15 protein-coding genes are annotated in these 14,783 nt (G+C 68.7%); 6 read left to right on the top strand and 9 right to left on the bottom strand.

Annotated features, from left to right (window positions below):
* Nucleotides 1-85 precede the first annotated feature (85 nt).
* From trmD to ACZ3HV_RS16015, 6 genes are all read right to left on the bottom strand, one after another.
* Complete coding sequence (trmD, locus tag ACZ3HV_RS15990) at nt 86-1,285, bottom strand: tRNA (guanosine(37)-N1)-methyltransferase TrmD (RefSeq protein WP_465684925.1); 1,200 nt, start codon at nt 1,283-1,285, stop codon at nt 86-88.
* Nucleotides 1,275-1,817: a ribosome maturation factor RimM gene (rimM, locus tag ACZ3HV_RS15995; RefSeq protein ID WP_465684927.1), complete on the bottom strand. Its 543-nt coding sequence runs from the start codon at nt 1,815-1,817 to the stop codon at nt 1,275-1,277. Before rimM ends, trmD begins: the two co-directional genes overlap by 11 nt.
* Nucleotides 1,818-1,908: 91 nt before the next feature.
* Complete coding sequence (locus ACZ3HV_RS16000) at nt 1,909-2,160, bottom strand: RNA-binding protein (RefSeq protein WP_328526964.1); 252 nt, start codon at nt 2,158-2,160, stop codon at nt 1,909-1,911.
* 5 nt (nt 2,161-2,165) lie between these two features.
* Entirely contained in the window at nt 2,166-2,699 is a 534-nt protein-coding gene (gene rpsP / locus ACZ3HV_RS16005; RefSeq protein WP_465684929.1) for a 30S ribosomal protein S16, read from the bottom strand.
* A gap of 185 nt (nt 2,700-2,884) precedes the next feature.
* Complete coding sequence (locus ACZ3HV_RS16010) at nt 2,885-4,228, bottom strand: 6-phospho-beta-glucosidase (protein ID WP_465684931.1); 1,344 nt, start codon at nt 4,226-4,228, stop codon at nt 2,885-2,887.
* On the bottom strand, nt 4,225-4,977 hold the full coding sequence (locus ACZ3HV_RS16015) for a DeoR/GlpR family DNA-binding transcription regulator (protein WP_465684933.1): 753 nt from the start codon (nt 4,975-4,977) through the stop codon (nt 4,225-4,227). The genes ACZ3HV_RS16010 and ACZ3HV_RS16015 overlap by 4 nt, the downstream gene beginning before the upstream one ends.
* Before the next feature lie 207 nt (nt 4,978-5,184).
* On the opposite strand from ACZ3HV_RS16015, the gene ACZ3HV_RS16020 reads away from it, so the two are divergent.
* The 4 genes from ACZ3HV_RS16020 to ACZ3HV_RS16035 all read left to right on the top strand — a co-directional run bounded on the left by ACZ3HV_RS16020 (nt 5,185) and on the right by ACZ3HV_RS16035 (nt 9,311).
* The gene (locus ACZ3HV_RS16020) at nt 5,185-6,132 is read left to right on the top strand and encodes a carbohydrate kinase family protein (protein ID WP_465684934.1); all 948 of its coding nucleotides are present in this window, start codon (nt 5,185-5,187) and stop codon (nt 6,130-6,132) included.
* A gap of 5 nt (nt 6,133-6,137) precedes the next feature.
* Complete coding sequence (locus ACZ3HV_RS16025) at nt 6,138-7,424, top strand: ABC transporter substrate-binding protein (RefSeq protein ID WP_465684936.1); 1,287 nt, start codon at nt 6,138-6,140, stop codon at nt 7,422-7,424.
* Nucleotides 7,425-7,539: 115 nt separating this feature from the next.
* Nucleotides 7,540-8,487 carry a carbohydrate ABC transporter permease gene (locus ACZ3HV_RS16030; protein WP_465684938.1) on the top strand — a complete coding sequence of 316 codons (948 nt, stop codon included), beginning with the start codon at nt 7,540-7,542 and terminating at the stop codon, nt 8,485-8,487.
* Nucleotides 8,484-9,311 (top strand): carbohydrate ABC transporter permease, encoded by an 828-nt coding sequence (locus tag ACZ3HV_RS16035; protein WP_360365094.1) that lies wholly within the window; start codon nt 8,484-8,486, stop codon nt 9,309-9,311. Before ACZ3HV_RS16030 ends, ACZ3HV_RS16035 begins: the two co-directional genes overlap by 4 nt.
* Here the strand turns inward: ACZ3HV_RS16035 and ACZ3HV_RS16040 are convergent.
* Together ACZ3HV_RS16040 and ACZ3HV_RS16045 are read right to left on the bottom strand one after the other, a co-directional pair.
* Nucleotides 9,277-11,484 (bottom strand): caspase family protein, encoded by a 2,208-nt coding sequence (locus tag ACZ3HV_RS16040; RefSeq protein WP_465684941.1) that lies wholly within the window; start codon nt 11,482-11,484, stop codon nt 9,277-9,279. The genes ACZ3HV_RS16035 and ACZ3HV_RS16040 overlap by 35 nt on opposite strands.
* 1 nt (nt 11,485) lies before the next feature.
* Nucleotides 11,486-11,869, bottom strand: a complete 384-nt coding sequence (locus ACZ3HV_RS16045) for a hypothetical protein (protein ID WP_465684943.1) — start codon at nt 11,867-11,869, stop codon at nt 11,486-11,488.
* 119 nt (nt 11,870-11,988) lie between these two features.
* Here ACZ3HV_RS16045 and ACZ3HV_RS16050 point away from each other — a divergent pair, with 119 nt between their 5' ends.
* Together ACZ3HV_RS16050 and ACZ3HV_RS16055 are read left to right on the top strand one after the other, a co-directional pair.
* Complete coding sequence (locus ACZ3HV_RS16050; protein WP_184830799.1) at nt 11,989-12,183, top strand: hypothetical protein; 195 nt, start codon at nt 11,989-11,991, stop codon at nt 12,181-12,183.
* A gap of 21 nt (nt 12,184-12,204) precedes the next feature.
* Complete coding sequence (locus ACZ3HV_RS16055) at nt 12,205-13,554, top strand: SPFH domain-containing protein (protein WP_465684945.1); 1,350 nt, start codon at nt 12,205-12,207, stop codon at nt 13,552-13,554.
* A gap of 52 nt (nt 13,555-13,606) precedes the next feature.
* Here ACZ3HV_RS16055 and ACZ3HV_RS16060 read toward each other — a convergent pair whose 3' ends face one another.
* Nucleotides 13,607-14,725 carry a S1 family peptidase gene (locus ACZ3HV_RS16060; RefSeq protein ID WP_465684947.1) on the bottom strand — a complete coding sequence of 373 codons (1,119 nt, stop codon included), beginning with the start codon at nt 14,723-14,725 and terminating at the stop codon, nt 13,607-13,609.
* Nucleotides 14,726-14,783: the final 58 nt, after the last annotated feature.

Consider the following 14,783-nt stretch of genomic DNA (forward strand, 5'->3'; position numbering starts at 1 on the left):
GCCGCGTCGGTGGTCACCCCCTGTGGCAGGAGCACCGAAGGGCAGCAACGAGCAATCTTGCCACACCGCCCCAGCGGATCCGAAATCAGCGCCGCTTGCGACGCTTGGTGAGCAGCACCAGCTCGACTTTCGCCGTCTGTTGCTCCCGTCGTACCTCACGGTAACCGGCTTTGCGGTACAGCCCGAGGTTACGCTCACTCTCCGCACCGGTGTTCAGCTCGTACGTCGTGACGTCGGCCGGCGCGAGTTTCTCGGCGACCTGGAGCAGCCGTGCACCCAGTCCGCGGCCCTGCCAGTCCGGTGCGACGACGAGCCGCTCGATGCGCCCCACGGAGCCGTCCACGGTCAGCTGGACCGAGCCGATAATCCTGGTGCCCGCGACTGCTTTGAGTACGCCGCCTCGCCCGAGGCGCTCGACACTCGCGGCCGGCTCCTCCGTCAGCGGCGGGATGCTCAGGTCGTCGTAGATCCGGCCCTCCGACAGGAAGGACGCCAGCTGGAGGGTGTGGATCTCCCCCGCGTCAGCCTCCGTGGCGGGCAGTACGCGGACCTGTGACGCCGCATCGTCCTTGCCCGCGACCGCATCGCCCCACGCCGCGAGCAGATCAGGCCGGCGTTCCGCGGTACGGCGTACGGACTCGTCGTGGCGCCAGTCCGCGATCAGACCGTGGTTCCCGGAGAGCAGTACGTCGGGTACGTCGTACCCGCGCCAGCTCGGAGGCTTCGTGTACACCGGGTACTCGAGCAGGCCGTCACCGGAGTGGGACTCCTCGGCCAGGGACTCCGGATTGCCGATCACACCAGGCAGGAGGCGAGCCACTGCCTCGACCATCACGAGTACGGCGACTTCCCCGCCGTTGAGCACGTAGTCGCCGATGGATACCTCGTCGATGCGCATCCGCTCACCGGCGTACGACGCAACCCGCGCATCGATGCCCTCGTACCGGCCGCACGCGAAAGCCAGCCATGGCTCGGCCGCGAGCTCATAGGCGAGCTGCTGTGTGAAAGGACGGCCAGCTGGCGTCGGCACGATCAGTCTGGGCTGCGTCGGGCCGTCAACCGGAGCGATGGCGTCGAAGGCCTCCCCCCATGGCTCCGGCTTCATCACCATGCCCGCGCCACCGCCGTACGGGGTGTCGTCGGCGGTCCGGTGCCGGTCGTGGGTCCAGTCGCGCAGGTCGTGCACGTGGATGTCCAGGAGACCGCTCTTGGCCGCTTTGCCGACCAGGGAGACATCGAGCGCGGCCAGGTACTCCGGGAAGATCGTGACGACGTCAAGCCTCATCGGTCGGGACCACCTCGGCGCCCTCCGGGTCCAGCAGACCGGGCCGGTCGGCCACGACGACGTACCGCTTGTCCACGTTGATCTCCGGGACCAACTGCTCGACCATCGGCACGAGTACGACGTTGCCGGCCGGGCGACGGATCTCGAGGAGGTCCTGTGACGGGAGGTGCACGACGTCGACGACCTCGCCCGCCTCGACACCGTCGGAGGTCCGGACCTCGAGGCCGATCAGTTCGCGGTCGTAGTACTCCTCCGGGTCCTCGGGGCGCTCGTCCTCGTCCACCTCGGCCTGCAGGGCCAGGTTGCGCAGCTGCTCGGCCGCGGTCCGGTCCGGTACACCGGCGAACTTCACCAGCAGCCGCCCGCTGTGCCACCGGCTCGCGTCCACGGTCAGGGTCCGCCGAACCTTCGAGTCCGTCACCAGGGTCGCACCATCCGCGAACCGCCGATCCGGCTCGTCCGTCCGGACCTCGACCCCGACCTCGCCCTTGATCCCGTGCGCCCGGCCGATCCGCCCGACTGTCACCAACACCCGCACAAGCCTTTCTGCTCTACCGATCCACTGAGGATATGACTGGAGGGCCGCACCCGAATGGATGCGGCCCTCCAGGAAGTGCTGCGAGTCAGCGGCGCGGGCGCCGGTTGAGCTCGTCGACGAAGTCGATGCGCAGGGAGGACTCGGAGCTGAGGGCGCCGACGACGGTGCGGATGGCGGTGGCGGTCCGGCCGTTGCGGCCGATCACCTTGCCGATGTCGTCGGGGTGGACGTGCACCTCGAGGGTGCGGCCACGCCGCAGGTTCCGGGCCCGGACGCTGACGTCGTCGGGGTTGTCCACGATGCCTCGGACCAGGTGCTCGAGCGCCTCGGTCTCCATCATGGTCAGGCCTTGGCGTCGTCGGCCGGAGCGGCCTCGGCGGCAGCCTCGGCCGGGGCCTCAGCAGCCTCCGCCTTCGGCTCGTCGGCCTTGGGCTCCTCGGCCTTCGGCGCGTCAGCCTTCGGCGCGTCGTCCTTCTTCTCGGCCGTCTTCTTGGCCGCGGTCTTCTTGGCGGTGACGGCCTCGGTCTTCAGCGTGCCGTGCGCCTCGGCGAGGGCCTCGTTGAAGATCTCCTGCTTGTCCCGCTTGGGCTCCTTGACCCGCAGCGGCGCCGGAGCCGGCTCGCCCTTGAACTTCTGCCAGTCACCGGAGGCCTTGAAGATGGCCTCGACGGCCTCGCTCGGCTGCGCGCCGACGCCCAGCCAGTACTGCGCCCGGTCCGACTCGACGTGGATGAACGACGGCTCGGTCTTCGGGTTGTACTTGCCGATCTCCTCGATGGCGCGGCCGTCACGCTTGGTGCGGGCGTCCATCACGACGATGCGGTAGTGCGGCGCACGCTTCTTGCCGATGCGCTTCAAACGGATCTTGACTGCCACGTTTGTGGGGTCTCCCTTGGATTACATGTCTGGGTGAGCAGCACAGCGTCGTGGGGACAACGGGGTGACCGCTCGAATGGGCCGAACCAGGCAGTGGAGTTAGAGGGCTGCACGAACCTGGACGGACTCAGCCGACCATTCTGCCAGATGGTGGGGTACGCCGACCAATCCGGTGTCAAGCCGGGTCACGCGCGGAACCGGGCCAGCTCCGGCAGCTGATCGGCGTACGCGTCGAGCAGCTTCCCCGCGGCGGTCACCGAGTCGATCAAAGGATGCCAGGCGAAGGCTCGCAGCGCGGTGTCCCGGGAGCCTGAGGCCGCGGCCTCGATGGTGGATCGCTCGACGGCCTTCACAGAACAGACCAGACCGGCCTGGTGGTCGGTGAGCTGGGACACAGTGACGGGAAGCGCACCGTTGGCGTCGACCGTGCAGGGGATTTCGATCACCGCATCGTTGTCGAGGTGGTGCAGCACGCCCCGGTTGCGCACGTTCAGGATCAGCGACGCCCGCTCGTTGTGGGCGATCGCCCGCATCAGTGACAGCGCGACCTGCTCATACCCTCCGGCGGCCATGTCCCGTTCGTCGCGCTCCCCCGCGTCGGCGACCTCGCGGCTCTCCACCATGTACGTCGACTCACGCTCGGCCCGCGTCTTCTGCCACAACTCCAGCGCCTGGTCCGGATGCTCGGCCGTCTCGGCGTAGAACGCGGACTGCTGCGCCAGCAGGAACGTCCCCCGCGTCTGCCGCACACCCTGTACGGCGGCCAGCGTCTCGCGCGCGAAGTAGTAGTAATGCAGGTACTCGTTCGGGATGCATCCCAGCGACTTCAGCCAGCCGGATCCGAACAGCCGACCTTCCTCGAAGGAAGACAGCGCGTCGGAGGAGTCGAGGAGGGCGGGCAGCCGGTCGACTCCACCAGACCTCAGGCCGCGCAGCCAGCCGAGATGATTGAGGCCTGCGTAGTCGTAGAAGGCCGTCGACGGGTCCACGCCGAGCGCCAGCGCGGCACGGCGGCCGAGGCCCGAGGGTGAGTCGCAGATCCCGATCACCCGATCCCCCAGGTACGGGATCATCGCCTCGGTCACCATCCCGGCGGGGTTGGTGAAGTTGATGACCCAGGCTTCCGGGGCGACCGCCGCGATCCGCTGGGCGATCTGCGTCGCGACCGGCAGGGTCCGCAGTCCGTAGGCGATCCCGCCCGCCCCGACGGTCTCCTGTCCGAGCACGCCGAGGTCCAGCGCCACCCGTTCGTCGACGGTCCGGCCCTCGAGTCCACCGACGCGGATCGCGGAGAAGACGAAGTCCGCACCGCGAAGCGCTTCGTCCAGATCCGTGGTCTCGGTGACGACCGGTGCGTCGGCAACCGATGCGGCCTGCTGCCGCAGCACCGCGGCGATCGACGCCAGCCGCGTGCGGTCCGTGTCGAACAGCACCACCGAGGCGATCCGGCCGGGTCCGCGATCACCCAGCAACGCCTGGTAGACGAGCGGCACCCGGAACCCGCCCCCGCCGAGGATGGTCAGTCTCACGCCAGCATCACCTGCACGCCTGCTTCCGTCAGTTGGGCCCGGGTCGCCTCGTCGGCGCCGGGCTCGGTCACCACCATGAACAGTTCGGCCGGCTCGCACACCCGCGCGACGCCGTGGCCGGGGAACTTCGTCCGGTCCGCGAGCAGCACGACCCGGTCGGCGGCCTGGATCATCGCGCGCTTCACCGGCACCTCGATCATCGTGCTGTCCATCACCCGCCCGTCCGGCCGAACGCCGCTGGTCCCCAGGAACAGCCAGTCGACATGGATCTGCCGCAGGCTCTCCTCGGTCAGATACCCCACCAGCGACCGGTAACTCCGCCGGACGAACCCGCCGAGCACGATCAGCTCGATCTGCTCGTCGTTCTCCAACTCCTCCAGTACGGCGAGGTTGCTCGTGACCACCGTCAACGACCGGCCGTGCAGGTGCTGTGCGACCCGCAACGCAGTCGTGCCGATGTCGAGCAGCAGCGACTCTCCGTCGTTCACCAGCTCGGCGGCCCGCCGCGCGATCCGGTCCTTCTCCTCGGCATGTACGGCGTTCACGTCGGCGAACGGCTCGTCACCGCCGTCGACCGCGAGCGCACCGCCGTACACCCGGGTGAGGCGGCCCTCGGCGTGCAGTTGCTCGAGGTCGCGGCGGATCGTCGCCTCACTGACCCCCAGCTTGGACGCAAGCACTTTGACGCCCCCGGCCCCGTCGGCCCGGAGCGCGCGGACGATCTGATCCTGTCGCTGCTTCGGCAACACGGACAGACCGTATCACGCAAACTCTGTCACTTTCAGTCAAAGTTGTGAGCAGGTATTGCGGATCTTGCGTAGTAGATTCAAGATTCATGCACGAGTTTGATCGACCCTGCAGATCTGTGGAGTGTGTATGAGCGAGCGGAGCGAGCTCACCATCAAACACAGCGCGACTTGTCCCTCATCCGCGCCCGGAGCGAAGCGAGGACGTGGATGAGTTCGCTGGACGTCGTTGTGTCCGGCCTGGTCTTCCAGGACCTGGTGCTCAGCCTGCCCACTCCGCCGCGCCCAGGGACCGAGGTGTGGGCCACCGGCTCCCAGGAGAGTCCCGGTGGCATCGCGAACTTCGCCGTCGCTCTGGCCCGGCTCGGTCAGCGGACCGGCCTGGCCGCAGCCTTCGGCGCTGATCCCGAAGGCGACCGCGTCTGGGACAGCCTGACCGCGGAAGGCATCGATCTGACTCTCTCCCGCAAGCTCGCCGGCTGGCAGACCCCGTTGACCGTGGCTCTTGCCTACGCAGGAGACCGGGCACTGGTCACCCGGGGCACCCCTCCCCTGCTGTCAGCCGACGAGCTGATCACCGCACCGCCGGCCGCTCGAGCCGTTGCCGCCCACATCGGTCCCTGGCCGAACGAGTGGCTGGCGAAGGCGAAGGCGGCCGGCTGTGTGGTGTTTGCCGATGTCGGTTGGGACCCGTCGGAGCAGTGGGATCCCGCAGTGCTCGATCAGCTCGAGCACTGCGATGTGTTCCTGCCGAACGCCGAAGAAGCTATGAACTACACCCGGACGGACACTCCGGAGCAGGCACTCCGCCGGTTGGCGGACCAGGTGGCGCTGGTGGTCGTGTCCGACGGTGCCGCAGGTGCCCTTGCTCTCGACGCTCGTACCGGCGAACAGGTCGCCGTACCCGCGTACCAGGTCCCGGCGGCAGACACCACCGGGGCGGGTGATGTGTTCGCCGCCGGCTTCATCGCCGCCACGCTGTGGGAGCTGCCGCTCGAGCAGCGGGTGCGGTTCGCCGCCCTCACCGCGGCCTTGTCGGTCACCCGGCTCGGCGGCGCCGACGCCGCGCCCCGCTGGGCGGACCTCGCGGCCTGGCAGACCGCCCACCCCGAAGACCACCACCTCCACGCGCTGATCAGCGCTCACTCAGGAAGGTAGAACCAATGGAGCTCTCACGTCGGACACTGCTCGGGGGCTTCACGGCCGTGATCGGTGGATCCCTCGTCGGCTGTTCGTCCGGGATGGACACCGGGACGACGGCGAAGAAGAACACCACCACCGAGCTGACGATGTGGTGCTGGCCGGGCGGCCTGGGCAAGTCGGTCCTCGACGACACGATCGCCCACTTCCCCGACCCGAAGATCAAGTACTCCGAGATCGGCGGCGACTTCAAGCAGAAGCTGATCACCACGTTCAACGGCGGGACCGGGATCCCGGACATCACCGGCCTCAAGGGCGAGGACATCGCCTCGCTGCTGCCGCAGGCCGAGCGGTTCGTGGACCTGAAGACAGTCGGCGCGGACTCGATCCTCGGCGACTACCTGGACTGGAAGGTCGCGCAGGCGACGACCTTGGACGGCAAGGTGCTCGGCCTGCCGATCGACGTCGGCCCGACCGCCCTGTTCTACCGCGAGGACGTCTTCGCCGCCGGCGGACTGCCGAGCGACCCGGCCAAGGTGGCCGAGCAGCTGAAGACCTGGGACGACTTCTTCGCCGCCGGGGTCGAGCTGAAGGCGAAGAACCCGAAGGCCCCGCTGGTCTGGGACGCCACCGACCTGTACGACATGGTCGTCGGCCAGGGCACCGAGCGGTACATCTCCAAGGACAACAAGTTCATCGGCGACCAGGACCACATCCGCAAGGCCTGGGACACCTCGGTCAAGGCGATGACGCTGAAGATCGACGGCAAGACCCCGAGCGGCAGCCCGGACTGGAACGCCGGCCTCGACCAGGGCACGATCCCGGCGCACATCGGTGCCGCCTGGGTGGCGCTCGACATCAAGTCCGCGGTCAAGACCAGCGTCGGGAAGTGGCGGCTGGCCCCGACACCGAGCGGCCCGGCGAACTTCGGCGGCTCGTTCCTCGCGATCACCAAGAACGCGGCGGACCCGCAGAAGGCGTTCGAGGTGATCAAGTACATGCTCAGCGCGGACAACGAGGCCAAGGCCTTCGCCGACGCGCAGATCTTCCCCTCGGCTCCCGGTGCCTACGACAAGCCGCAGCTGAAGGCGGCCGACCCGTTCTTCGGCGGGCAGGTGCCGATCGACACCTTCGGCCCGGCCGCCAAGGCCATCCCGGTGGCGTACCAGAGTCCGTTCGACGACGCCGTTGCCGCGCCGTTCCACGACGAGCTCAAGACGGTGCAGACCGCCTCCAAGACCTCCGACGCCGCCTGGGCCTCCGCGGTGTCCAAGGCGAAGGCCATCGCCAAGCGGCAGGGGGTGCAGTGACCGAGTCATGGCCGCGCCTCCGGCGCGGCGGGTCATGGGGCTGTTACTCCCGGCCTTCCCTCGTCGCTCCAGTCGCTTCGCTCCCTCCGCTCCTCAGTCCAGGCCGGGAGGCCCCATGACCGGTACGGCGACCGTGCCGCCCTCGACCGCGCCGCTGACCGGGGCCCCTCCCGGTCAGCGGCCCGGTCGGCGGGTCTGGTCGTACTGGCGGTTCTACCTGGCGCTGTCGCCGTTCTACCTGTTGTTCGCGGTCTTCGGGCTGTACCCGATGTTGTCGACGATCGTGCTGGCGTTCCAGCGCTGGGACGGCCTCAGCGCCCGCCGGTTCACCGGCCTGGACAACTTCCGGTTCCTGGTCCAGGATCCGACGTTCTGGCAGTCGCTGGAGAACACGGTCGTCCTGTTCCTGATGTCCACGATCCCGACGCTGGCGATCGCGCTCGTCCTCGCGGTGATGCTGCAATCCGCCGTACGGTTCACCAACGTCTACCGGATCGCCTACTTCATCCCGAACGTCACCTCGCTGGTCGCGATGGCGATCTTCTTCAGCTCGGTGTTCAGCACGAACTTCGGCCTGGTCAACGCCGGCCTGCGTGCGCTCGGCATCCCCGAGCAGGACTGGCTGGGCCAGCCCTGGGGGATCAAGATCGCGATCTCGACGATGATCGTGTGGCAGTGGGTCGGGTACAACACGCTCATCTACCTGGCCGGCCTGCAGGCGATTCCGAGGGAGCAGTACGAAGCCGCCAAGGTCGACGGTGCCGGTGCGGTACGGACGTTCTTCTCGATCACGCTGCCGCAACTGCGACCGGTGGTGCTGTTCACGGTGGTCATCTCGACCATCGGCGGTCTGCAGACGTTCACCGAGCCGCAGGTGATGGTCGGTAACAGCGGCGGCACCGGCCAGAGCGGTATGACGGTGGTGCTGTTCTTCTACCGGGCCGCGTTCCTGGACAACGACTACGGGTACGCCGCCGCGATCGCACTGAGCATCTTCCTGCTCGTGCTGTTGTTCACGGCCATCAACTGGCGGATCTTCCGCGGGCGAGGAGAGGACCGATGACGCGTTACCGGTTGCGCGGTATCGCGCTGCACGCCGCCCTCGTGGTGGCCCTGCTGGTGTTCATGTTCCCGTTCGCCTGGACCATCATCATGGCGTCGAACAGTACGGCGGACATCTACCGCTTCCCGCCGAAGTTCACCTTCGGCGGGCAGTTCGACGACAACGTCCGGCACGTGCTGGCCAACGTGGCGTTCTTCCAGTCGATGGCGAACACCGCGGTCGTGGCGATCTCGACCACACTGCTGGTGCTGTTCTTCGACTCGCTGGCCGCGTTCACGTTCGCCAAGTTCCGGTTCCCCGGGCGGCGGGTGCTGTTCGTCGTACTGCTGGCGACGATGCTGCTGCCGGCGCAACTGGCCGCCGTACCGCAGTTCCAGACAATGGCGCTGCTCGGCTGGGTCGGTTCACTCAAGGCGCTGATCATCCCCGGGGCGGCGAACGCCTTCGGCATCTTCTGGATGCGGCAGTACTTCCAGAACTCCATCCACGACGAACTGGTCGAGGCGGCGACGCTGGACGGCTGCGGCTTCCTGGGCACCTACTGGCATGTCGCGTTGCCGTCGGCCCGGCCGGCGCTGGCGTTCCTCGGCATCTTCACGTTCGTCGCGTCCTGGAACGACTACATGTGGCCGCTGATCGTGCTGACCAACCCCGATCACCTCACGTTGCAGGTGGCGCTGTCCACGCTGAACCGGTCGCACGGTGTCGACTACAGCATGGTGATGACCGGAGCGCTGATGGCGATGGTGCCCCTGGTCATCGTCTTCGCGATCTTCGCCCGCCAGTTCATCAAGGGTGCGACTGAGGGCGCAGTACGGGGATGAGTACGGCGATCGCGATCAGCACGTTGCCGGCCGCGCCGGTGAGGAAGTCGGCCGGTGAATGGCCCTCGCTCCAGGCCGGAATCGCGCCGACGATGCCGATCACCGAGTAGGTCACCGTGGCCGCGGTCAACCACAGCTTGGTTCTGGCCTCGACCGCGGCCAGGGCCGACCAAGCGAGTCCGAGCGCCACGATCGCGTGCAGCGCTGCCAGCGGAGTGACGGTGAAGAACGAGATGCCGTCGCTGTGCTTGATCGACGGGCTCACCAGCATCAGGGCGACACCGCCCACGGCGATGGCCGCGGCCGGTGGCGGGACAGGCTGAAGCGGCCAGCTCCGCGGCCGCAGCGCGATCAGGAGTGCTGCGGCCAGGACGACGGCTACCGCGGTCGTGGCGAGCCACGTGCCCGTCTCGATGTAGGTGAGGCCGGCGCCGAGGATCAGCAGGCCGCCCTGGATCAGGGACACGGCGCAGCCCGCGACGACTCCGAGCGCGACCGTTCCGGCCCCCCGCGCGAGCAGGCTCGCCAGCAAGGCGACGACCGAGGACAGGATCGCCGGGTCGTACCAGGTGCGGTACAGGTACCACCCGGTGTTGTCGGCGTCTTTCCAGAGATAGCGGGAGTACTGCGCTCCCGGCCAGTTCAGGTAGATGAGAAGTCCCGAGCCGGTGACCAGTACGGCGATCAGCCACCACGGCGGCCTGGATGTGGGGGCTCCGGTGGCTGGGACCGGCGTGGGGGTGACCACCTGCGCGGCGACCGGCTTGGCTGCGGGCGGTTGCACCGGCCAGACCGCGGGCTTGGCTGCGGGCGGTTCGGGCTTTGCGGCGGGCGGCTCGGCCTGGGTCCGTACGAGCGGTTCCTGGTGGGGAGGTTCTGGCTGTGGTGGTGGGGGTGGGGACGGTTCGGGTTCGGGGGGTGGTGGTGGCGGCTCGGACTCGGTGTCCGGCATGGTCAGGTGGACCGGGATCGTCTGCTCGCCGGTCGGCCCGCTGATGACGACCGATGCCTCCTCATCGCCGGGGGCCTCAGTGCGGACCCGGACGGTCGCGCCATCCTGCTCCACCTTCAGCCAGGGGACGCTCGAGGACGCGACTGCGGTCAGGGCGATCGGCGTACCCTCCAACCGGAGCTCACCCGAACCCGTCGGACCGAGGTCGAGCGTCGCAGGAATCACCCGCGGAACACCATCCGTCAGAGCCTGCGCAGCGGCCTCCGCGACGCGGCGGCTGTCGTCGTTCACCATCGGCTGCAACGCCTGCCAGGCAGCGTAGGCCTGGCTGAGATCGGTCCCGCCCAACCGCTCGCGCAGGTAGTCGACCACGCCGAACCTTGCCGCTGGCAACGGGCTCTCCATTGCCTCGAGCAACTCAGGTGCCAGTGGGGCGGGCGTGATCCGGCGGACTCGACTGCGGGCGATCAGGAGTTCGCCCTGGGAGCCGAAGGTCCACATCTGCGGGTTCTGGTTCGGCGTGACGCGGTGGACCCGATCCGTCACGTACCCGACCAGTTCGGTGAGTCCGATCCATCCATCGCCGTCCCGGTCCGCCTCGCCGGTCGTCAGCCCGTCCACGACCGCGCTGCTGAACACCGACGGAGCCGGCGCCGCGCCGGTCGCCAACTGACCGCCCTCGAAGGCGTACTCCATCGCACTCGACGCGGTCACGATCACCCGGCCGCGCCCACCGCCGACCTCTTCCTGACCGGCGAAGGCGTCGCGGACCTGGGCCTCACCGGCCGCGCGGACGACCATGCCGCGCGGGAACGCGCCGCCGTAGCAACAATCCAGGAACAGCGCGATCCGCTGCGCTCGACTGTCCGCCATCTGCCGGTTGACGAAGTCCGCGGCGACAGCGGTCGACGCGAGCCTGGTCGGCTTCGTGTCCGCGACCGCGAGAAACAACTCACCGGCCGCGTTCTTCAAGCCATGGCAGGAGAAGTGCAGCAACAGCAGGTCCTCCGGCGCCCGGTCCGCGAAGAAGTCCTCGACCGCGAACCGGATCTCCTGCGCCGACTCGTTGTGCAGCACCTGCACCTCGAACCCGCCGACCGACGGGTCGGCCAGCACCTCGGCCAACGCGGCCGCGTCCTGTGCCGGTGCGACCAGGCGCCTCAGCCCGGGATCGTCGTACTGGTCGTTCGCCACGACGAGCGCGACGCGGGAACCGTCCATCTCACACGTCCGCTCCGGCATGGCGTCGTACGAACGCGTCGACCAACTGCTGCTGCACTTCGTCGCTGGCGCCGGACAGCTCGATGACGTCGCCCTCGATCGTGAGCTTCACCGTCCTCCCGGTGCCGGACCGGCGAAGCCAGTCGCGCACCACCGTCACGACCGATCCGAGGACCTGCAGCCCTGGCGCCAGCGAGACGCTCAGCACCCCCGCGATGGCAGCCAGACCACCCCGCGAACCGTCCGGCGCCTCGCCCTCGCGATAAGGCTCGACCGACCGGACGTCGAGCATCAGCAACTCCTGCCGCAGCAGCAGCGCCAGTACCTCGAGTTGTTCGTCGTCTGCCCCTTCATCGACGATCCCGACCTGGACGTCCTCGTCCATCGCCCCTCCCCATCCCCAGGCCGACGCTTCAACAATGCGCCCGTACCGCTCCGGCCACAAGCACGCGGACGGCTAGGCTTCGGGAACTGGAGCAGGCGGAGTTGCGTCGGAGGGTCGTCATGGTGGGCAAGCGGGGACGTGTGATCGGCCGGATCGCACCGGGGATCGTCGGCGAGGTGATGCTGCCGGTCCGGGGTGCCACCGAGGCCTTCTACGCTTACCCCGCGACCGACGAGGTGATCGAGGTGGGCACGCAGGTGGTGGTCGTCGACTTCGACCCGCCGCGCACCGTGTACGTCGCTCGCGCCATCTAACTTTGTTCCCTTGGAGGGGAAATGCTCTGGACGTACGTGATCATCGCTGCCGTGGCGGTGGTCGTCCTCTTGATCCTGTTCCGGACGGTCTGGCGGGTGGCGGAGCCGAACGAGGCACTGATCATCTCCGGCCTCGGCGCGCACTCGAGCACGGAGCAGGTGAACGAGACCCTCGGCTTCAAGATCGTCGTCGGCCGCGGCACCGCCGTCCTGCCGGGCTTCCAGACCGTACGGCGGTTGCCGCTGGACATCCGCGCCACCCCGCTGACCGTCACCTGCGTGTCCAGCCAGGGCATCCCGCTACACATCAAGGGCGTCACGGCGTACAAGGTCGGTGACGACTACGGCTCGATCGCGAACGCGGCCCGGCGGTTCCTGGAGCAGAGCGACGAGCAGGTGATGAGCACCATCCACGAGCTGTTCGCGGGTCACCTGCGGGCGATCGTCGGCTCGACCACGGTCGAGGAGATGCTGCACGACCGGGAGACGCTGACCACGAACATCCGCGGCTCGCTGGCCGGCGACATGGAGAAGCTCGGCCTGGTGGTCGACTCGCTGCAGATCCAGGAGATCGACGACGAGTCCGGCTACATCCGCAACCTCGGCCGTCCGCAGGCCGCCGCGGTCGAGGCCGCGGCCCGGATCGCGCAGGCCGAGCGGGACCGCGAGGCGACCGAACGCGAGCAGGTCGCCGCCGCGGCCAAGGCCGCCGCGGTCCGGCAGAGCTCGATCGCGCAGGCCGGCTACCAGGCCGAGGTCGATCAGGCGAACTCGAAGGCCTCCCAGTCCGGTCCGCTGGCCGAGGCGCTGGCCCGGCAGGAGGTCGTCGTCGCCGAGACGGAGACCGCGAAGCTGAACGCGTCACTGGCCGAGAAGCAGCTCGAGTCGTCGGTGCTGAAGCCGGCCGACGCCGAGGCGTACAAGCAGCGCACGCTGGCCCAGGCCGCCCGTGACGCCCAGATCGCGGCCGCCGAGGCGAACGCCCGCGAGGTCCAGCTGCGCGGTGAGGCCGAGGCGAAGGCCACCGAGTTGACCGGTAAGGCCGAGGCCGCCGCTGTCCAGGCGAAGGCGATGGCCGAGGCGGCCGGTATCAAGGCCCGGGCCGAGGCACTGGCCACGAACACCGACGCGGTCGTCGCGCAGCAGCTGGCCGAGGCCTACCCGCAGATCGTCGCCGCGGCGGCGGGCTCGTTCGAGAAGGTCGGCAACATGGTCGTGCTGAACGGTGCCCAGGGCATCGAGGACACCCTGGTGAAGACCATCACGATGGGTGGTTCCGGCTTCGCGCTCGCCAAGCAGCTGATCGACTCGCTGAGCGTCACGAAGGACAGGAAGCCGGTGCTGGAGTCGGTGCCGGACGAGACGGCCTGACCAATCGAAGCCCGGATCCCCTGATATGCCAGGGGATCCGGGCTTCGCCGATTCAGGCGGTGTGCAGTGTGAGGTTGTAGGCCTGCAGGATTTCGTTGACGGGCTGGAACCAGGTCTCACCGCCACTGGTGCAGTTGCCCCAGCCGCCGGACGTCACGCCTTGCGCCTGGTCGCCGGTGATGAACGAACCGCCCGAGTCCCCGCCCTCGGCGCAGACACTCGTCTTGGTCGCGCCATAGAACAGTTGGCCGTTGCCATAGTTCACCGTCTCGTTCTTGGCCAGGATCATGCCGCAGTGCCAGTGCGTGGTCGAGCCACTGCGGCAGACCGACGAGCCGATCGGCGCCTCCCACGAGCCGCGGACCAGCTGGTCGCTCACCTGGCCCCAGCCGAGCACCACCGGCACGGTCCACCAGCCGTTGCCGACCGAGACCCACGCATAGTCGTTGCCGGGGAACGACCAGCCCTGGAACGCGCCCAGGTCCGAGCCGTCCCAGCCGCGGACCGTGCCGCTGCGACCACAGTGGCCGGCGGTGATGAAGCCGCCGTACACGGAGAAGCCGATCGAGCAGCGGATGTTGCTGACGTAGTACGGGTCGCCGCCGACGGTGCCGGCCGCGAACGTGGTCGGCGCCTGTGCAGCGACCTCGCGAACCGAGACCGCTCCGGCGCGCGCGACCTTGGCCACGAACACGTCGACGGCCTGGGATCGCTTGCCTGCTTGGACGTTGATCACCACACTGCCGGTGCGCGGGTCGGCGGCCCAGCCACTGACCGCAGCCGGCACGGCCTTGCCGGCCAACTTGTCGACGGCGGCCTTCCGCTTGTCCAAGGCGGCAGCAGTCACCGGTACGGCGGTGACCGCGGCGCCCATGGCACGCACGGCGGTCGCGTGATCCGGCCGGGCCAGCCCGACCACCAGCTTCCGGGTGGCGTCGTCGTACCAGGCACCACCGAAGTCGGCGCCGGCAGCTTTCTGGGCCGCGGGCAACAGCTTGGCGGCCGACGTCTCGGCCTCGAGGCGCTGTTGCAGCTGCTGCTCGGTCAGTCCGAAGTCACGCTGCATCGCTGTCGCCTGCCCTGGCACTGCCAGAGGTTCCGGCGCCGCGATGGCCTGGCTGGGGACGGTCACCGCGGTCGCCGCGAGCACGGCGGCTAGTAGGACCTTCATCTGGAACTCTCCTCACCTAGGGGCGGTTCGGTGCATGAGAGCGCTCTCGCACCTGAGA

Source organism: Kribbella sp. NPDC020701, from assembly GCF_055562215.1.

Coding starts and splice junctions, on each gene's coding strand:
- trmD (WP_465684925.1), bottom strand. CDS start 1,285: ATGAGGCTTGACGTCGTCACGATCTTCCCGGAGTACCTGGCCGCGCTC.
- ACZ3HV_RS16000 (WP_328526964.1), bottom strand. CDS start 2,160: ATGGAGACCGAGGCGCTCGAGCACCTGGTCCGAGGCATCGTGGACAAC.
- ACZ3HV_RS16020 (WP_465684934.1), top strand. CDS start 5,185: ATGAGTTCGCTGGACGTCGTTGTGTCCGGCCTGGTCTTCCAGGACCTG.
- ACZ3HV_RS16025 (WP_465684936.1), top strand. CDS start 6,138: ATGGAGCTCTCACGTCGGACACTGCTCGGGGGCTTCACGGCCGTGATC.
- ACZ3HV_RS16030 (WP_465684938.1), top strand. CDS start 7,540: ATGACCGGTACGGCGACCGTGCCGCCCTCGACCGCGCCGCTGACCGGG.
- ACZ3HV_RS16035 (WP_360365094.1), top strand. CDS start 8,484: ATGACGCGTTACCGGTTGCGCGGTATCGCGCTGCACGCCGCCCTCGTG.
- ACZ3HV_RS16040 (WP_465684941.1), bottom strand. CDS start 11,484: ATGGACGGTTCCCGCGTCGCGCTCGTCGTGGCGAACGACCAGTACGAC.
- ACZ3HV_RS16045 (WP_465684943.1), bottom strand. CDS start 11,869: ATGGACGAGGACGTCCAGGTCGGGATCGTCGATGAAGGGGCAGACGAC.
- ACZ3HV_RS16050 (WP_184830799.1), top strand. CDS start 11,989: ATGGTGGGCAAGCGGGGACGTGTGATCGGCCGGATCGCACCGGGGATC.
- ACZ3HV_RS16055 (WP_465684945.1), top strand. CDS start 12,205: ATGCTCTGGACGTACGTGATCATCGCTGCCGTGGCGGTGGTCGTCCTC.
- ACZ3HV_RS16060 (WP_465684947.1), bottom strand. CDS start 14,725: ATGAAGGTCCTACTAGCCGCCGTGCTCGCGGCGACCGCGGTGACCGTC.